The 18,865-nt window shown below is 55.8% G+C and carries 17 protein-coding genes; 14 read left to right on the top strand and 3 right to left on the bottom strand.

Translation table 11 applies throughout. The annotated features are described in order from the left end of the window. Positions 1-253: 253 nt before the first annotated feature. The 14 genes from ACM615_RS02050 (at position 254) to ACM615_RS01985 (ending at position 15,438) form a co-directional block, all read left to right on the top strand. Positions 254-988 carry a FadR/GntR family transcriptional regulator gene (locus ACM615_RS02050; RefSeq protein WP_431011349.1) on the top strand — a complete coding sequence of 245 codons (735 nt, stop codon included), beginning with the start codon at positions 254-256 and terminating at the stop codon, positions 986-988. Then, on the top strand, positions 978-2,003 hold the full coding sequence (locus ACM615_RS02045) for an ABC transporter ATP-binding protein (RefSeq protein WP_430320245.1): 1,026 nt from the start codon (positions 978-980) through the stop codon (positions 2,001-2,003). Before ACM615_RS02050 ends, ACM615_RS02045 begins: the two co-directional genes overlap by 11 nt. Beyond that, on the top strand, positions 2,000-3,115 hold the full coding sequence (locus ACM615_RS02040; RefSeq protein WP_129639929.1) for an ABC transporter ATP-binding protein: 1,116 nt from the start codon (positions 2,000-2,002) through the stop codon (positions 3,113-3,115). The genes ACM615_RS02045 and ACM615_RS02040 overlap by 4 nt, the downstream gene beginning before the upstream one ends. Continuing rightward, complete coding sequence (locus tag ACM615_RS02035; protein WP_431011348.1) at positions 3,112-4,629, top strand: ABC transporter substrate-binding protein; 1,518 nt, start codon at positions 3,112-3,114, stop codon at positions 4,627-4,629. The genes ACM615_RS02040 and ACM615_RS02035 overlap by 4 nt, the downstream gene beginning before the upstream one ends. A gap of 17 nt (positions 4,630-4,646) precedes the next feature. Further along, positions 4,647-5,591, top strand: coding sequence for an ABC transporter permease (locus ACM615_RS02030; protein WP_013575713.1), 945 nt, complete (start codon positions 4,647-4,649; stop codon positions 5,589-5,591). A gap of 1 nt (position 5,592) precedes the next feature. After that, the gene (locus ACM615_RS02025) at positions 5,593-6,468 is read left to right on the top strand and encodes an ABC transporter permease (protein WP_431011347.1); all 876 of its coding nucleotides are present in this window, start codon (positions 5,593-5,595) and stop codon (positions 6,466-6,468) included. Between the two features lie 29 nt (positions 6,469-6,497). Further along, complete coding sequence (locus tag ACM615_RS02020; RefSeq protein ID WP_431011346.1) at positions 6,498-8,105, top strand: gamma-glutamyltransferase family protein; 1,608 nt, start codon at positions 6,498-6,500, stop codon at positions 8,103-8,105. Positions 8,106-8,277: 172 nt separating this feature from the next. Beyond that, on the top strand, positions 8,278-9,192 hold the full coding sequence (locus ACM615_RS02015; protein WP_129639926.1) for a dihydrodipicolinate synthase family protein: 915 nt from the start codon (positions 8,278-8,280) through the stop codon (positions 9,190-9,192). Between the two features lie 130 nt (positions 9,193-9,322). Beyond that, positions 9,323-10,087 carry a siderophore-iron reductase FhuF gene (gene fhuF / locus ACM615_RS02010; RefSeq protein WP_112291665.1) on the top strand — a complete coding sequence of 255 codons (765 nt, stop codon included), beginning with the start codon at positions 9,323-9,325 and terminating at the stop codon, positions 10,085-10,087. Positions 10,088-10,203: 116 nt separating this feature from the next. Further along, positions 10,204-10,542 carry a hypothetical protein gene (locus ACM615_RS02005; protein WP_013575718.1) on the top strand — a complete coding sequence of 113 codons (339 nt, stop codon included), beginning with the start codon at positions 10,204-10,206 and terminating at the stop codon, positions 10,540-10,542. A gap of 243 nt (positions 10,543-10,785) precedes the next feature. Then, positions 10,786-11,739: a hypothetical protein gene (locus ACM615_RS02000; protein ID WP_431011345.1), complete on the top strand. Its 954-nt coding sequence runs from the start codon at positions 10,786-10,788 to the stop codon at positions 11,737-11,739. 291 nt (positions 11,740-12,030) lie between these two features. Continuing rightward, on the top strand, positions 12,031-13,350 hold the full coding sequence (locus ACM615_RS01995; RefSeq protein ID WP_112291667.1) for an MFS transporter: 1,320 nt from the start codon (positions 12,031-12,033) through the stop codon (positions 13,348-13,350). A 2-nt stretch (positions 13,351-13,352) separates the two neighbouring features. Continuing rightward, positions 13,353-14,207 carry a MurR/RpiR family transcriptional regulator gene (locus ACM615_RS01990; protein ID WP_132966100.1) on the top strand — a complete coding sequence of 285 codons (855 nt, stop codon included), beginning with the start codon at positions 13,353-13,355 and terminating at the stop codon, positions 14,205-14,207. A 64-nt stretch (positions 14,208-14,271) separates the two neighbouring features. Next, a complete protein-coding gene (locus ACM615_RS01985; RefSeq protein WP_431011344.1) occupies positions 14,272-15,438 on the top strand; it encodes an iron-containing alcohol dehydrogenase family protein in 1,167 nt (388 codons plus the stop codon). 533 nt (positions 15,439-15,971) lie between these two features. Here ACM615_RS01985 and ACM615_RS01980 read toward each other — a convergent pair. The 3 genes from ACM615_RS01980 to ACM615_RS01970 all read right to left on the bottom strand — a co-directional run bounded on the left by ACM615_RS01980 (position 15,972) and on the right by ACM615_RS01970 (position 18,855). After that, positions 15,972-16,871, bottom strand: coding sequence for a LysR family transcriptional regulator (locus tag ACM615_RS01980; RefSeq protein WP_431011343.1), 900 nt, complete (start codon positions 16,869-16,871; stop codon positions 15,972-15,974). A 7-nt stretch (positions 16,872-16,878) separates the two neighbouring features. Next, positions 16,879-17,700 (bottom strand): M55 family metallopeptidase, encoded by an 822-nt coding sequence (locus ACM615_RS01975; RefSeq protein WP_431011342.1) that lies wholly within the window; start codon positions 17,698-17,700, stop codon positions 16,879-16,881. 90 nt (positions 17,701-17,790) lie between these two features. Beyond that, complete coding sequence (locus ACM615_RS01970) at positions 17,791-18,855, bottom strand: P1 family peptidase (protein ID WP_129639919.1); 1,065 nt, start codon at positions 18,853-18,855, stop codon at positions 17,791-17,793. Positions 18,856-18,865: the final 10 nt, after the last annotated feature.

The raw sequence follows: 18,865 nt of genomic DNA, 5'->3' as shown, positions 1-18,865 counted from the left end.
TCATACCGCCACACCACGCACCATTACGATCCGTTAACATTAATTTAACGCACCACGCGTGTGCATATCAGCCAGATATCAACACCTTATAAATACTGAAAGCGATCTTCCAATTAAAGTGTGTAATTTTTAGTCGTTTGAAATTAAAAACAAATTTCCCGTTCTGCCTAAGTTTCTCATGAACCATTAAAAAATTGGTTCAGAAAATGCAAAGGACTGATTAACGATTTTATTCCCAGCGGGAAACTGAAATATGCCAACAAATTCCGGGGCGCTGTCCCCTTCTAACGGGACCTCGAACTCAGCACTGGAACAGCTGCGTCAGCTGATACAGCAGCATCCGGATCAGACTCAGCCGTTACCGGCGGAACGCGATCTGATGCAGATGTTTGACGTCGGCCGCCGTGAAATCCGCCGGGCGCTGGATGTGCTGGCAGAAGAAGGCCGCGTGTGGCGCAAACAGGGGAAAGGCACGTTTATCGGGCCGAACGGTCCTGCGCAGCCGCTGAGTTTACAGACGTTACCGAAGCAATCGAACTTGCAGGAAGTGATGGAAGCGCGTTTGCAGCTCGAACCGGGGCTGGCGAAATACGCCGCACTGCGCGCCACACCGGAACAGATAAAGCTGATGCGCCGTTTGCTCGATAAGGTGAAAACCATGTCGCGCGGCGATCCGGATCAGATTGAACTGTGGGACAGCGCATTTCACCGCGCGATTGCCGATGCCGCCGGTAACCGGCTGTTACTTGGATTGTTCGATGCCGTCGATGCCATCCGCCGTGATCCAAGCTGGCTGGCGGTGCGTAACGCCGCACGAAATCAGGAGCGCCTGAACCGTTACGACGATCACCATGAGCGCATCGTAGAACACATCGCCGCACGCCAGCCCAAAGAGGCCGCCAGAGTCATGCGCGAGCACCTTCTGGCGCTGCAACAGGCGTTTCTTTCCACCCTGAATGATGATGACGAGGATTTTACTGATGACTGACCCGGCCAAACCCGTCACGCCGCTGTTACATATCAGCGACCTGCGGGTGCAGTTTTCCGGCTCCCCCGCGACCGTGCTCGACGGCATTTCCTTGCAGCTGGAAGCCGGAAAAACGCTGGCGCTGGTCGGGGAATCCGGTTGCGGCAAAAGCGTGACATCGCTGGCGCTGATGGGGCTATTGCCTGCCAGCGCCAATGTGTTGCAGGGCGATATCCGCCTGAATGACACCTCGCTGCTCGGGCTATCTGAACGCCAGTACGCCGACCTGCGCGGTCAGGAGCTGGCGATGATTTTTCAGGAACCGATGACCTCACTCAATCCGGCGCTGACACTCGGCGATCAGCTGGCTGAAGCCGTAATGCGCCATCAGGGTGCGGATAAAAAACAGGCACGAATGCAGGCGCTGGAAATCCTGAAAAAGGTGCAAATTCCTGCGCCGGAATTGCGGATGGACGCTTATCCGCACCAGCTTTCCGGCGGTATGCGCCAGCGGGTGATGATTGCGATGGCGCTGATCAACCGTCCGCAATTGCTGATTGCCGATGAACCGACTACCGCGCTGGACGTCACCATTCAGGCGCAGATCCTCGCCCTGCTCAATCGCATTCAGCAGGAAACCGGCAGCGCATTGTTGCTGATCACCCATGACCTCGGCGTGGTGGCGGAAGTCGCTGACAGTGTGGCGGTGATGTATGCCGGACAAATCGTCGAACAGGGTCTGGTGGCCGATATTTTCAATAATCCGCAGCATCCGTACACCATCGGGCTGATGGGATCGATGCCGTCGCTGGCCTCGCGTCAGGGCGCGCTTTCCACCATTCCCGGCGCCGTACCGTTGCCGAAAGACATGCCGAAAGGCTGCCGGTTTTCGACGCGCTGTCCGTTTGCCGATGCGCGCTGCCATCAGGAACGTCCGGCGTTGCGTCCGCTGCATCAGTCTTCGCACCACGTCGCCTGTTTTTATGCGCCGCTGGAAAATTTTTTTGCCCTGTCCGCTGAAGGAGCCTGCGCATGAGTCTCGCACCCCGCCCCATTCTGGAAGCCGCCGGGCTGACCAAAGTCTTCAAAGGCCCTTCAACGCTGTTCACGAAACCCAAAATCGTGCAGGCGGTGGATCGCGTTTCGCTGCGCGTCTGGCATGGCGAAACGCTGGCGATTGTCGGCGAATCCGGCTCGGGAAAATCGACCCTTGGACGTCTTTTATTACAGTTACTCAGCGCCACCGACGGCGACGTGTTTTATGAAGGCGAAAACCTGAAACTGTTTTCTGCTGACCAGATGAAAAAGCTGCGCCGCGACCTGCAAATCATTTTTCAGGATCCGTTTGCCTCGCTCAACCCGCGCATGACGGTAGAAGAAATCGTTGGCGAACCCCTGTGGTTGCACAACATCGTCAGCGGCAAAGCGGACAGGCAGGCCAAAGTGCGCGAACTGCTGACCACCGTCGGCCTGCCCGCCGCATTCAGTAACCGTTATCCGCATGAGTTTTCCGGCGGTCAGCGCCAGCGTATCGGCATTGCGCGTGCGCTGGCGTCATCGCCAAAACTGCTGCTGGGTGATGAGCCGGTCTCTGCGCTCGATGTGTCAGTGCAAGCGCAGGTAGTCAATCTGCTGGAAAATCTTAAACAGCAGTTTGGCCTGACGATGATCGTCGTCGCGCACGGTCTGGCGGTGATCCGCCATATGAGCGACCGCGTGGCGGTGATGTACCTCGGGCAAATCGTCGAACTCGCCAGCACCGATGACATTTTCGACCAGCCGCTGCATCCGTATACCCAGGCGCTGATCGCTTCCGCGCCACAGCTCGCGCCGGGGGTGAAACGTCCGGTGCCGCTGCTGCAGGGCGATATGCCCAATCCGGCCAATATGCCGACCGGCTGCCGTTTCCATACCCGCTGCGCCTACGCCACCGACGAATGTCGTCTGGTGGAGCCGCAACTTGAAACCGTCAGTGACAACCGCATGGTGGCCTGCCACCGCTGGAGCGAACTGCAACGGGATCGCACTTCGGTGCTGGTTCCGCCGCCGTCCGCCGCTTTCACCTTACGGCGTGCGCTGTTTGAACAAGCGAGCCAGAACCGGCTTTCACTTTCCACTCCGACATCAACTCTGGGAACCCGACCATGAAATTTGCACCCCGCTTAACTGCCTGCATTCCGGCCTTCATGTTGCTGACGTCTGCGGGCCTCGCCCATGCGGAAAGTACACTGCGTATCGGCCTTGGCAGCGATCCTGACATGCTGGATCCGGCCACGGCGCGCACCTATTACGGGCGTTTCGTATTCAGCGCCATGTGCGAAAGGCTGGTGGATGTCGATCAGCATCTGCAAATCGTTCCGGGTCTGGCGAAAGACTGGGCGTACAGCGAGGATGGCAAAACGCTGACCCTGAATTTGCGCGAAGGCGTGACTTTCCAGGACGGCGAAAAATTCGATGCGCAGTCGGTGAAATACAACATCGAACGTTATCTGACGCTGCCGGGTTCTTTGCGTAAAAGTGAGCTGTCCTCGGTTGAAACCGTTGAAGTCACCGCGCCGTACACCGTGGTTTTCCATCTGAAAACGGCGGATGCCGCGCTGCTGATGCAACTGACTGACCGGGCGGGCACCATGATGGCGCCAGAGGCAACGGCCAAGGGCAACGTAGCCGCGCATCCGGTCTGTTCTGGTCCGTATGAGTTTGTCAGCCGCGTTCAGCAGGATCGCATCGTGCTGAAACGGTTTGAGAATTACTGGAACAAAGGCGCGTATCACTTCGATAAAGTGGTGTTCCTGCCGATCCCGGATGCGTCCGTGCGCCTGGCTAACCTGCGTGCGGGTGATCTGGATATCACCGAAGGTATTGCCGCCAGCGACACCGCCACGGTGAAAGCCGACAGCAATCTGCAACTGGCCAGCACCACCGGACTGGGGTATATGGGGCTGACAATTAACCTCGCCAACGGCACCGCCAACACCAATACACCGCTGGCGAAAGATGCCCGTGTACGTCAGGCATTATCGCTGGCGATTGACCGCGATGCATTGAATCAGGTGGTGTTCCAGGGGCAGTACACGCCGGCGAATCAGGCCTTCTCGCCTGCCAGCCCTTATCACGCCGACATTCCGGTGCCAAAACGCGATATCGAAAAAGCCAAAGCGCTGCTGGCTGAAGCCGGTGTGAAAACGCCGCTGACCATTGATTTCCTGGTCGCCAACAACCCGACGTCCCAGCAGGTTGCGCAGGTGCTTCAGGCGATGGTCAGCGAAGCGGGCATCAACCTGAATCTGCAAATGACCGAATACGCCACGCTGCTGGATCGCCAGCAAAGCGGTGAATTCAAAATGAGCATGTCCGGCTGGTCAGGACGCCCGGATCCCGACGGTAATATCTTCTCGTTCCTCAATACCAAAGGCGGTCTGAACGATGGTAAATACAGCAATCCGCAGGTTGACCAGTGGTTGCAGGAAGCCCGTCTGACCAGCGATGTGGAGAAGCGTAAAGCCCTCTACAAACAGGTCGTCGTACAGGAAAACCTCGACGATCCGCTGGTGTATCTGTACTTCGAACCGCGCATTTTCGGAATCAACAAGAAAGTGACCGGTTTCGTGCCTTACGCCGACGGGCTGATCCGTTTGCAGGGTCTGGCGCTGAACAAGTAATTGCCTGAGGAAAGACAATGTTAGAACTGGTGGTGAAACGGCTGATTTCAGCCATACCGACGTTGTTTCTGGTCACGCTGATGGTGTTCTCTTTGCAGAAATTGCTGCCGGGCGACCCGATCACCGCGATGGCTGGCGAGGAACGGGATCCGGCAGTCATTGCGCAGTTACGCGAGCAATACCATCTGAATGATCCGATCCCCAGCCAGTATTTCCACTGGGTCGGCAACGCGCTGCGCGGTGATTTCGGCACCTCGCTGCGCACTCAGGAACCGGTGTTACAGCTGATCGCCAGCAAACTGCCGGTGACGCTCGAACTGTCGCTGCTGGCGATGATTGTGGCGCTGATCATCGGCATCACTATGGGCGTGCTGGCGGCGGTGAACAAAGGCACCTGGATAGATAACGGCACCAATTTTCTGGCGCTGTCGGGGATTTCGATCCCCCATTTCTGGCTGGGTGTGCTGCTGATTATGCTGTTCTCGGTGAAACTGCACTGGCTTCCGGCGTCCGGTTACGTGCCGTTCTCAGAAGATCCGCTGCAAAACCTGAAAACCATGCTGCTGCCTGCGGCGGTGCTCGGTACCGGCCTTTCCGCCACGCTGATGCGCCATACGCGTGCGGCGATGATTGCAGTGCTGAAAGCCGATTACATCCGTACCGCCCGTGCCAAAGGGCTGCTGCCGAAAAAGGTGATCATGAAACACGCGCTGCGCAATGCGCTGGTGCCGATCATCACGCTGACCACCTTGCTGTTCGGCGAACTGCTGGGCGGCGCGGTGCTCAGCGAGCAGGTATTCACCATTCCGGGCTTTGGCAAAATGATTGTCGATTCAGTGTTTAACCGTGATTACGCCGTGGTTCAGGGCGTGGTAATGGTGGTCGCGGTCGGTTTTCTGCTGATGAATCTGCTGGCCGACGTGTTGTATGTGCTGGTCAACCCACGTATGCGGAGAGCCTGAGATGACTGTATCTGTGATTTCCGTGACAACGTCACTTCCGGTCCGCGAACCTAACCGTGTGCTGCGCAAATTTTTGCGTAATAAAAGCGCGGTGATTGGCGCAGTACTGGTCGTCACCTTCGCCCTGCTGGCTTTACTTGCACCGTGGATTTCACCGTTTGATCCGATCAAAGCTGATTTCATGGCAGTGCGTAAAGCGCCTTCTGCCCTGCACTGGCTGGGTACCGATGAGCTGGGCCGCGACATTTTATCGCGCCTGTTCTGGGGGGCACGCACCTCGCTGATGGCCGGTTGTGTGTCGGTGATTATCGCGATTGTGATTGGCGTGCCGCTCGGCCTCATCGCTGGTTTCTGGCAGGGCTGGCTGGACAGCGTGATTTCCCGCGTGGTTGAGGCGCTGCTGTCGTGTCCGTTTCTGGTGCTGGCGATTGCGCTGGGCGCGTTCCTCGGTCCGAGTCTGGGCAATGCGATGATCGCCATCGGACTTTCCGCCATGCCGATTTTCGCCCGCCTGACGCGAGCACAGGTGATGAGTATCCGCAACGAGGAATACATTGAAGGCGCGCGGGCGATTGGTCTGCCCGACCGCTGGATCCTCTGGCGCTATGTGCTGCCGAACGTGCTGTCACCGATTCTGGTGCAGGCGACGCTGGCGATTGCCTCGGCGATCATCACCGAAGCCAGCCTGTCGTTTCTCGGCCTCGGCCAGCAACCGCCGGGCGCCTCCTGGGGTGCGATGCTTAATACTGCGCGCAGTTTCCTCGAGCAGTCGCCGTGGATGTCGATTTTTCCCGGTCTGGCGATTTTCCTGACCGTACAGGGTTTCAATTTGCTGGGTGACGGGCTGCGTGATGCGCTCGACCCGCGTTCTGAATAAAACATCTGCCGCTTTTTTAAGGAAGAAACATGTCTGAGAATTACGATTTTAACGTAGCTTATCCGACCCTGCGTCCTTCGATGATGGGGGCTAATGCGGTCTGCGCGTCACAACCACTGGCCGCACAGGCCGGTATGAAAATGCTGATGCTGGGCGGAAATGCCGCCGATGCGGCCATCGCCACCGCCATCGCGCTGACCGTGCTTGAACCGAGCGGCAACGGCGCAGGCAGCGACGCGTTCGCTATTATCTGGGACGGCAAAAAAGCCCACGGACTGAATGCTTCAGGCCGTTCACCCGCCGCGTGGACACCGGACTATTTCGCCGCTAAAGGTCTGGACGCTGTGCCGACTTACGGCTGGGATGCCGTCACCGTACCGGGCGCAGTCTCCGGCTGGGTGGCGCTGGCAAAACGCTTCGGTACCCTGCCGCTGACCACGCTGGCACAACCGGCGATTGATTATGCCCGTAACGGTTTTCCGGTATCGCCGCTGATTGGCCGCCTGTGGGAAATCGCGGTCAAAAAACTGCATAACCAGCCGGGCTTCATGGAGTGTTTCGCGCCCGAAGGTCGTGCGCCGAAAATCGGTGAAATTTTCCGTAATCCGGCACTGGCGGATTCATTAGAGCTGATCGCTAAAACTGAAGGCGAAGCGTTTTACCGCGGTGAACTGGCAGAAAAAATGGTGGCGCACAGTCAGGCCCACGGCGGCGCGCTGACGCTGGACGACCTGGCGAATCACAAAGCCGATTGGGTGGAAACCATGCAACAGTCTTTCGCGGGCGGATCCGTTCATGAACTGCCACCGAATGGTCAGGGTATCGCCACGCTGATCGCACTGGGCATTCTCGACAAACTGGATATCGGCAGCCAGCCGGTGGACTCGGTCGAAACCACGCACCTGTGCATTGAAGCGATGAAACTGGCGCTGGCGGATTTGGATCAGCACGTCACCGACAGCGAGCATATGTTCTTCGATCCGCAACTGTTCCTTAACGACGATTACCTGGCTCAACGCGCGAAACTGATCGACCGCAGCAAAGCCAGCGACGTGACCTACGGCGCACCGCGTCCGGGCGGCACTGTGTATCTGACAGCGGCCGATTCCAGCGGCATGATGGTCTCTTTCATTCAGTCGAATTACATGGGCTTTGGTTCCGGCGTCGTGGTGCCGGGCACCGGTCTCAGCATGCAAAACCGTGGCTGTGGATTTACTCTCGACACGGCACATGCCAACTGTGTCGCGCCGAATAAACGCACGCTGCATACGATCATTCCGGCCTTTGCTCAGGACGCCGCAGGTAAACCGCTGATGTCATTTGGCCTGATGGGCGGTCCGATGCAGGCACAGGGACATCTGCAACTGGCGCTGCGCGTGATGCTGTATAAACAAAATCCGCAGGCCGCGATAGATGCGCCACGCTGGCGGATCAACGGCGGGCGTCAGGTGGCGATCGAGTCGACGTTCAATCACAATACGCTGGCTGCACTGCGCGCGATGGGGCATGAGCTGATCGTCGAAGACCCGCTCGGCGGCCATTCGTTCGGCGGCGCGCAGGTGATTGTCACTAATCCGGCAGGCGGTTATCTGGCGGGCACCGAATCGCGCAAAGACGGACAGGCGCTGGTGATGTAGTTTTGGTTTTCCTTCCTCTTTTATGAGAGGAAGGAATTAATCCGCCTTTGTGACTTCCCTTCCAAATATTCGCTAAATCTATGTAATTCGATCCCATCGCTATAAAAATTTGAAACAGCGTTCTATAAATGGAGTGGCGAGTACTTTGCACTTTCATATGGAGAACGAATGTATGACCAGTCCACTGTTTCATGGCGTGATCCCACCTGTCGCGACAATCCTGAATGAGAACGAGCAGCTTGACCGTCAGGGGATGGCGCGTCTGATTGATTTTACGATTGCAGGCGGCGTAAACGGCCTGTTTTTTCTCGGCAGTGCCGGGGAATTTGCGCATATGTCACAGGCGCTGCGTCACGAAGTGGCGGAGTTCTGTACTCAGCATGTCGCAGGACGCGTTCCCGTTCTGATTGGCGCAGCGCATCCGGGCACAGCAGAAACGCTCGCGTTCGCGCAGCACGCGAAAAGCATCGGCGCGGACGGCGTGGTGGTGGTGAATCCTTATTACAATCCGGTGACTGAAGAAGCGCTGTATCTGCATTACCGCACGATTGCTGAAAACGCGGGTTTACCGGTGATTATGTACAACTATCCGGGGCTGACCGGGCAGCCGTTGCCCGTCAGTCTGATCAAACGTCTGGCGCTGGAATGCCCGAACATTGTCGGCCTGAAAGACACCGTCGACAGCCTGAACCACATCCGCGAAACGATACAGGCCGTGAAACCTGAGCGCCCTGATTTCGCGGTGTTCTCCGGGTACGATGAATATCTGTTCGGTACGCTGATCCTCGGTGGCGATGGTGCAATCCCCGCCAGCGCCAATTTCGCCCCGCAGCTGACCTGCGGAATTTACCGCGCCTTTAAAGAGAAAGATTTCGCCACCGCCGTCGCACTGCAACAACGGTTGTCATTTCTGCCGCCGCTTTACACGCTGGATACGCCAATTTACAACGTCATTAAATACGCCATTTCACAGGTCATCAGCGGAATGCCGGTGCATTCACTCAAACCGGCGCTGCCGCTGAGCAATGACAAACAGAAAATTGTGCGTGAGATTTTGAAACAAGCGGGTGTCAGCGTCGTCTGCTAAACCCCCTCCCGGCCTCCCCTGAACAGCGGGAGGCAAAAACCCTCAATCTAAATCGAAATCATTACTATTCCGCTTTAATATTCGTTACTCTATTCCCATGATTTACCAAGCCGAATGACTTCATAACGCAATGATGCAAACACTCCTCGACAGTTTCCGCGAAACGCCTGTGAGCTGGGTCGCCGACACTTTCAAACCGATGTCGCCGCTGGTGACTAACGCCGTGCCGATGTCGCATCTTACGACGGCGGAAGGTTGTGCCAGCGTGCTCAAACGCTATCTGGACGCCAATGCGGCCGATGCCGCGAAGTGCGATACACGCCGGGCGCGGATCTCGATGTGGTCACAATGGTATTTCGCCACCCTGCTGCCAAGCTGGGTGATCGTCTCCTTGCGCCATGGCTGGCAGTTACCTATCGCCGCTGAAAATGTCTATCTGTGTATGCAGGAAGAAGGCTTACCGGCGCAGATTTATCTGGATGGCGAAGGCGAAGCGCTGACGTCTGCCGAGCCTATGGCGCGTTTCGATGTGATGATCGAGCAGCAATTACGCCCTGTTTGCGAAGCGCTGGCCGAATTCTCCGGTCTGAAACCAGGCATTTACTGGAGCAACGCCGCAATACGCGTCGGCTGGGGCGTCAAACAGGCGGAACTGGTCAATGCCGATATCTCTGACGGTATGCAACTGATGGCGTCGCGGGAGCTGCGTTATGGCGGCAAAAATCCGTTATTCCAGCCGCTGCGTGCGGAAGATCCCTCCGACCCTGACAGCCCGCAATACCGCAAGCAATGTTGTCTGCGCTACGATCTGGCCGATCACGCCATGTGTCCTTCCTGCCCGTTATTGCTAGCAGAGCGAAAATCTGGCAAAAGACGTAAAACTCTCGCGGAGTAATTTGCAGATCTGCCAGCCACTTACAAAACCTGAATAAACTTAGCGTAAAAAATGATTGGATCTTAGCAGCGGATAATTATAAGAATTGGGTTATATAGACCAACGAGGTATTTATCATGACTATGAAAACACCGAAGAGCTGGCCCTCCGCTCTTAACTCGCTGGCCTCAGAGGTGATTGATTCTCTGGCGCAACCCGTTAACCGCGTATGGAATACGTTAACTGGCAAGCAAGAACCGCTCAGAGCAAGGATTGTTCATCGTTACGCGATTCCGTCTTCCCGGACGATCAGCGTCACGGAAGGATTCTTCGGATTTATTCCGGTGGAATCTTATGAGAACGAACGTTTTATTTTGGAAGTCGCTTACGCTGACAAACAGTATCAGGTAGAAGTCCCGCGGGCTTACTACCAGAAAAGCAATATCGGTGACGGCATCGACATCCACACGCTGTAATCGCACCGCGTTAAACAGGCTGCTCCTTCCGAGGCGCAGCCTTTTTTTATGTATAGTTTGATCCTCTGATGATTTTTTAGCATCCGACATAATAAGTATTCCCCGCTCTCATTTGCTCTTGACCTCGTTTTCTGCTTAATAAGAAACCAAATGACAGGAATTACTATGGTCAAGGAGTACCAAAATTAATAATTCGTATAATGCTGCTGCAGTTTACGCTGCTTTCCCGTATATTAAAGACACATGGATAAAGGCATAAAGCTTGTTAACATAAATGACGAGTTTACGTCTTATTTTAATCAGGGAACAGGTAAGATATTTATGTTAAAAACCAAAAAAAATTCAATCGCGATTTTAATAGTTTTAGGTGTGGTAGGCGTCGTTCTATCAACACGATACAGCAAACAGAATGAGTTGCCTCATATATTAATGCCAACAATAGAAAGCGGTGTTTTATATGACGTTTCTATGACATCTTCTGATTTACCCACTCTTCGGCGGGGAGTTGGGGTAGAACAGTATTATCACATATTACTGAAAGCTGGGATATCATACAAGTTTACCTCTCACGTTGATTGGTTGGGGATGGAGGCTCATTTATATGCTGACGATGGTAAGCAGATTGGTGAGATGGAGTGCGCATACCGAGCACGCTGTGATTTTTATGTTACTCCAAAGAAAGATACTTGGGGTTTATTAAGAATTGTAGGCAACTACGATGCTGTGGATACAGATAAAAAATTCACTCTAGAAGTTGGAGAGTCAGCAAGTCTTTATGGTAGTACCCCGCCCCCAAATCGAACAATTACATTACGTCCAGGCCCCCTTCCAGTTATTAATTCTAATATTGACTATACGGGAACAGTTTCTCAGAAAGACGTCCCTTTCTATAAATCAGGTGAAGGAAGTATTCAAAATTACTCTATTCATTTGCCTGCTGGTCAGAAAGTACAAGCTATTGCTAAATCATCTGGATTTGATATCTCACTTCAAATACTCGATGCGGATAGAGTATTGGTAAGTAGATTTTCTGAAGAAGATAAGCGGGATGCATGTTTGCAAGTAACGCCTCCCAAGGAGGGAATGTATATCCTGCGCGTCATGACTAGAAATCTTGATAATCTAAAGACTCCAGGAGCGGGTGACTTCACTCTCGAAGTATCTACTAATGACAAAATTTCACAGCCTTGTACTTAACAGTTCGCCATATATGGCGAGCTGTTCATGTAAAACAGTTGTCCCTATTTAGGGGGATTACTGCTTCATACATCCCAAATTACCAAAAGAACCGATACTTGCTGGGCATTAAAAAGGTTCTCGCCTAACCGCGATGAACCTTTTTTTATGCCAAAAAACCTGCCTGACCCCACACTTCCCGCTTTTATTTTGTTCAATACATGAAAATTATTGACATAATAATCACCGAAATTTAGAAAATTATTTACATCTTAATTCGCCCGCCCTTTTCTTTTTCTTGTGAGGTTTATGATGACCCGCCAGGTTTCTCCCGCAGTCGCCAGCGCCAGCCAGTCACGTCGCGCACTCGTCGCCGGTTCGGTCGGCAACTTTATTGAATGGTATGAATTCGGTGTCTACGGCTATCTGGCGACGATCATCGCCGGTAACTTTTTCACGCTGGAAGGCCAGACCGGCATGACCGGTTTGCTCCTGACGTATGCGTCGTTCGCGCTGGCGTTTTTCTGCCGTCCGGTTGGCGCGATTATTTTTGGTCGCATCGGTGACCGCATTGGCCGCAAGCCGACACTGATTGCCGTCGTTCTGCTGATGACACTCGCCACGGCGATCATTGGTTTGCTGCCGACGTACGCGCAGATTGGTGTGGCCGCCCCGCTGTTGCTGACGCTGATGCGCATGTTCCAGGGCTTGTTTGCGGGCGGTGAATTTGGCGGAGCGGTGTCGCTGATGACCGAATTTGCACCGAAAGGTAAACGTGGCATTTATGGCGCGTGGCAGTCGTTTACCGTGTCGCTGGGCTTGCTGACCGGCGTAGCGCTGGTGGCGTTGCTGGTTCAGACGTTGCCTGAAGCGCAGATGAAAGACTGGGGATGGCGTGTTCCGTTCCTGCTGGCACTGCCGATGGGGCTGGTGGCGCTGTATCTGCGCCTGAAACTCGATGAAACGCCAAACTTTGTCGCCAGTAAAAAAGCAGAGCCGAAAGTGCAGAAAACGGCGGCGGAAAAAGCCTCTGCCATTGCCACCGCTAAGGCCATCGCGCTGGGGATTGGGCGCATGATGGGCTGGTCTGCGGGCGGTTATACTTTCCTGGTGGTCATGCCCTCTTATCTGCAAACCTCGCTGCACGCCACGTTTTTACAGGCGCTGGTGGCAACCGTACTGGCAAACGTCGGTTTCGCGCTGGCTATTCTGCCCTCCGGCTGGCTGAGCGATAAAATCGGCCGCAAGAAAGTGATGATGATTGCCGTATTCGCGGTGATTGTGCTGAGTTTCCCGCTGCTGCATCTGCTGCAAAATCCTGAAAGCAGCCTGCTGGCAAAAGGCATTGCGGTGCTGATTGCCGGTGCAACGATCGGCATGATTGCCGGTCCGGGTCCGGCGATGCTGGCGGAAATGTTCCCAACCCGCGTGCGTTATACCGGTCTGGGATTATCCTATTCATTGTCGAACGCCGTGTTCTCCGGCTGTGCGGGACTTATCATCACCGGCCTGATTAAAGAAACCGGCAATCTCGATATTCCGGCGTATTACGTGGTCGCCACCTGCGTGGTCAGCCTGTTTGCGCTGATGTCGTTGCGCAAAGACGACCATTTACGCGATCTGGACGAATAACCATGAGTGACACCCATTTGCAGGCGCGACTGAACGCATTACAGGGCAGCTTTTCTCCGGCGGAAACGCGCATCATCACGATGATCCGGCTCGACCCGCCGGGCGTCGCCAATATGGGTGTGACGGAGCTGGCAAAGTCCGCGGAAACCAGCACCGCCACGGTGGTACGCACCAGCAAACGGCTCGGTTTCAGCGGCTATCCGGCGCTGCGGCTGGCGTTAGCGGCAGAATCTTCCAGCCCGATGCCTGTCGATATGCCGCTGGCCGCGAATATCGGCGAGAACGATTCGCCTAAGCAAATCCTGCAAAAGCTGCTGGAATTTGAAGTTAAAGGCGCGAATGAAACCACGCAGTTACTGAGCGCGGTGACGCTCGAACAGGCGGTGGCGTTTCTTTCGCAGGCCCGGCGGATTGATATTTACGGCGCCGGTGCGTCGGCGCTGGTCGCGCAGGATTTCTGCCAGAAACTGCGGCGTATCGGCGTTGTCGCCCAGACTTACGGCAGCACCGATGAAAGTCTGGTGAGCGCCTGTCAGCTTGCTGCCGGGGATGTCGCGCTGGCAATTTCTCACTCCGGTAAAACTGCCGGAGTGGTGGAAGCCCTGTCGCAGGCTAAAGCCGCCGGCGCAACGACACTGGCGATCACCGCCAATGGCCGCGCCGCCGTCGCCCGCAAAGCCGATGTTGTGCTGCGAACCAGCAATCGCGAAATGGGTTTTCGTGCCGCTGCCATGGCCAGCCGCACCAGCCAGTTGCTGATTATCGACTGCCTGTATATCGGCGTGGCGCAGCGTCTGCCGGGCGCGCGTGAGGCATTGCGCAAAACTCACGAGGCGGTACAACAGCACCGCCGCTGATATTCCTCCGTTACACGGCGCGCCTTCTATACTTCATAAAACACTCCGGTTTATGAGGGCATGCATGTTCACCCATCGTTTGGTATTTCCTGCCAGCGTCCTGCGCGGACGCGGCGCCATTAAACATCTGGGCGCGATGTGCGGACGTTTAGGCCAGCGGGCAATGTTAGTGGGCGGCCAACGCGCCATTGCCAGCGTCGAGGCGAAAGTCGCCGATCAGCTTGAGCAGCAGATGGTCAGTTATCTGGGCAGTGAAATCTTCGGCGGCGTCTGTTGTCAGGAGGAAATCAACCGGCTGGCCGACGTGTTCCGCACGCAGGGCGTGGAAGTGATTATCGCCACCGGCGGCGGCAAAGCACTGGACACCGCCAAAGCGGCTGGCGTGGCCTGTAATATTCCGGTAGTAACCTTACCGAGCATTGCAGGCACCTGTTCAGCGGTGACGTCGCTGGCGTTCCGTTATCATCAGGACGGCGAGTTCCGCGACATGATGCCATTACCCTGCGGCCCCGCCGCCGCGGTCATCGACGCTGATTTGCTGGCAACAGCCCCTCTTGAATGGCTCTCGGCGGGGATCGGCGATACGCTGGCAAAATGGTATGAATATCGCGCCATCAGCGACCTCAGTCAGCTTACCGGCCTGGCGGGTGTCGCCCGAACCAACAGTGAACTCTGCTATACGCTTATTGAACACTTCGCCGCTGACGCCTGTTTTGCGGTGCAGGACGGCAAAGCCAACAACGCTCTCGAACAGGTGCTCGACGCCATTTTCCTCTACGCCGGACTGACTTCCATCATGAGCAACGGCGCACACACTGGCGCTTCCCACGCATTATATGAAGGTTTCACCGCCTGCCCGAAAACCCGTCACATCGCCCATGGCCTGCTGGTCGGCTACGGCAATCTGTGCCTGCTGGCACTGGAAAACCGCAGCGACGAGGAGTTGCTGACCGCTATCGCCCTCGCCCGCGCCAGTGCCGTTCCGACTCAGTTAGCGCATATCGCGACAGATCTGACGGAGCAGGATCTGGCGGTGATTATCGACCGGAGCCTGAGCACGCCGGATATGGCGAACATGCCAGGCGATATTACATTTGAAGATGTCAGGAGGGGGATTGAGAGGGTTGAGGTGCTTGGGGCAAAAATTAATTATTTTTTTGCACATGCTGTGCAAACTGGCATTAAGGTCAAGGTCGTGGGCGTCGGCCCACACCGACCAGAGACCCGGTAACGCGCGGGCCTCTGGACTCCGCGCTTTTTTAACTGCGCGCTGTCGCGGGTATGACGGACATGTTCCGGCGCATTGGTGAGTGGCGCAAATTCAGGTGCTTCGCACTGCCTTCTCTCGGTCTTCAAGCCATAGGTCTTGAAGCCGCTCCGTTCAGCTGAATTTTGAGCACGCCAATAAACTTATCTAAAAGACTAAAATCATCGGTTTTGAATTTAAGATCATGCGGGCGTTTCAGAAAGCTTGCTGAATGAGAGGTTGCAGACCCAAGGCTGCAATCCCGAAATGAAGGAACCGCGCAGCGGCAAGATTTCCAGCCTGTCACTGCTATACCTGAAACATAGCCAGCGAGCGGTAGCGCGCAGTGAAAGAGCCGGAGATTCCTAAGAGGCGCGGCGATAGGCGCCTCTTAGGGCCAGTTTGGGTGGCAACCCAAGGTGTTGACCTTAAGGCCAGTTTGGGTGGCAACCTAAGGTCTTGTCGGTGTGGGCCGACGCCCACGACCTTGAATTTGAATTTGAATTTGAAATTAAAAACTAAACGGGATCGAAAGGCACTCCTTTCAACTCCCCCACTTTCCGCTTAATCAGTTGTCTGAGCCTGAGCGCTGCCTGCGACGCCGGTTGATCCCGGCGGCTCAGCAAAATCACCTCAAACGGCAGCGGTTCCACCACCGGCACAATCTTCAGCTGATCGACATACCGCCGGGCGGTAAACGTATCGACCACGCCGACACCGCCGCCAGCCAGCACCATGTCAGCGATCACCGAGTAGGTTTTGATGAACAGCGCAGAATGCGGCATCAGACCGTTTTCACGCAGGACGCGGTTGAGCACCTGACCCAGCGGATCCTGCTGCTGCAACATCAGCAGATCGTTGTCACACAGCCAGGCGAGCGATACCGGCCCTTCGACGTCCGAATCTTTTGGCAGCAGCGCCACCATATTGCCCTGATAAATCGACTCGGCGACCAGTTCCTGTGTGGCCTGCTCGCCGAACGCCAGCGCGAAATCCATTTTGTATTGCAGCAGGTCCTGACTCAGCGTGTTGAAATGTCCGGTCACCAGTTCGACGCTGCCGCCGGGCGTCTGACGGCGGAAATCCACCAGAACCGGTGCCATCACGCTGTGCCCCAGCGCGTGCGCAGAACCGATGCGTACATGCTGGCCTTCGCCTTGTCGCAGCTGTTCCGCCAGTTCGCCGATGGCCTGAATATGGCTGAAAAGCGCCTCGACTTCCGGCATTAACCGCCGCCCTTCCGGCGTCACGATTAATCCCTGCGGCGTTCGGTCGAACAAGGTAAAACCCAGTTGCTGCTCAGCGTGATTCAGTACGCGGCTGACGTTGGGCTGCGACACGTTGAGCAAACGCGCCGCGCCGCTGACGCTGCCCGCCTGTAAGACCGCCTGAAACACTTCGATGTGGCGTAAACGCATTCCTGCCCTATTTCTGCGTGGTCGCTAAGTACGAGAAGGCACTTAACAGGCTGATAATGTTGGCGACAGTCGGGCTGTGATACCCGACAGTGACCGCATCAAGACGCTCAACGCCCGGGATCAGACAAAACAAATCTGCCAGTACCGGTTTAGCGGTCATCAGCTCAAGATGATAAGGCGCGCTGAATCTTGCGGCGGTGAGCGGTGCAGGTTTGCTGACCGCAATCGTCGCCTGTTTGCGGATTTTGGCACAGGCGATAGACGGGCTGTCAGACTCGGCCGCATTGGCGGAAATCGCCCGTTTGACGCAGACATATTGCGATTCAGGGTAATAACGGCGGATCCAGGTTTCGAGGTGATCGTCGCCGGTCACCAGCCACAATGGAATGTTAAGTTCCGCACCGGCAGCGGCGTATAAGTCGCTTTCGCCGACCACGTTGCCGTTGAGTTTAACGCGGTAAAAGGCGCGGCCATTAATGGTGTGCGCCAGTACGCCGTTTTCGCCCGCGGCAGTGTGATAGCCGACAAACATCAGGCCGTCGTATTGCTGTTGCTGCAATCCTTCGACCATTGACAATCCGCGCGGTTTACCCTGTACCAGACGGGCACGCGGGTCGATTTTATCGGCACGCAGGTTTTGCATCATTGCGTGGCTGTCGGCAACGGTGACTTCCATCGCGCCACCGGCAAAAGCGCCGTCGATGGCGGCGTTGACTTCACCTTCCATCAGCGCACGGGCAGCGTCGTAATCCGCATTACCCGGACTGCATTGTTCCGGGCGCATTACGCCTGCAATACCTTCAATATCCGCAGAGATAAACACTTTCATCAGTTGTTCCCTTCTTGGTTTGGTTACCAGACGGAGGCGAAACCCACACCCCATCCCAGCCTTCCCCTCGTGAGAGGGGAAGGAGCCAGGCTAGTTCGCCAGATTATCTAATACTTCACTCAACCCCAGCCGGTAATGTCCGTCGAATCCGCAGACGGTTTCTGCACTCATCAAGGCATCAATAATAGCGTGTTCTGTGGCATCTGCCGCCAGCGCCAGTAAAGGTTCCAGTTCGGCATCCGGTAATGTGACACCGTCACGTTGCGTGGAAAACGCCAGCGCGATATCCCCTGAGCCATGCCCCCAGTAACTGCCGAGACGGCCTAACCCGGCACCGGCGCGTTTGGCGATGCGTCCGAGCTGGCGGCTGTCGAGATAACGGTCGCAGGCCATCACAATAATGATCGAACCCGCATCAGCCTGCGGGGCCAGTTGCGTCTGGATTTGGGCGATGGCATCTCCGGCGCGCACGCCGTCGAGGGTCAGTTCAGAGAGTTTGCCAAAGTTCGCCAACACCAGTACGCCTAATGTCGCGTTAAGCGTTTCGCACCAGCGTGAGGCCGTGCCGATGCCACCTTTTAATCCGAAGCAACTCATGCCCCGTCCGGCACCCACGCTGCCACGGGCGAAGATTTTTGTCGCGCCGTCGAGTGCGGTCAGCGCATCGTCTTCACTGACTGCCATCGCCTGAATATCGTTTAAATAGAAATCGTTGCACTCAAGGATAACCGGATTGATGGTGGAATCCGGGCGGCCAATTTGCGGGAATTGCTGGCAGCTGCGTTTCACCATCGCGTTGAATAATGTGCCAGTGGCGAAGGTATTGCTGAGCAGCACCGGCGTTTGCAGTTCGCCCAGTTCCATCACCTGAATCAGCCCCATCGGTTTGCCGAAACCGTTTAGCACCGCCACGCCGCACGGCAGTGGTTTTTCATACAGATTATCGCCGGGCGGCACGATGGCGGTGACGCCGGTCTGCACATCTCCGGCGGCCAGCGTGCTGTGTCCGACAGTCACGCCGGTCACATCAGTCAGTGAATTGGTGGCACCACAAGGGAAGCGCGGGCGAAAAATCTGGCGCGAGGTGCGCCAGCGTTGCAGCAAAGCAGACAGCGCCTGCTGCTGAAATTCATCTTCATGTTGTTGCGGATGCATCAGTTTTCCG

The sequence above is a fragment of the Rahnella sp. PAMC25617 genome (genome assembly GCF_050606005.1).
Classification (GTDB): Bacteria; Pseudomonadota; Gammaproteobacteria; order Enterobacterales; family Enterobacteriaceae; genus Rahnella; species Rahnella variigena.
Note: the sequence above shows the minus strand (reverse complement) of the source record. Positions and strands in the feature narration are given on the sequence as shown.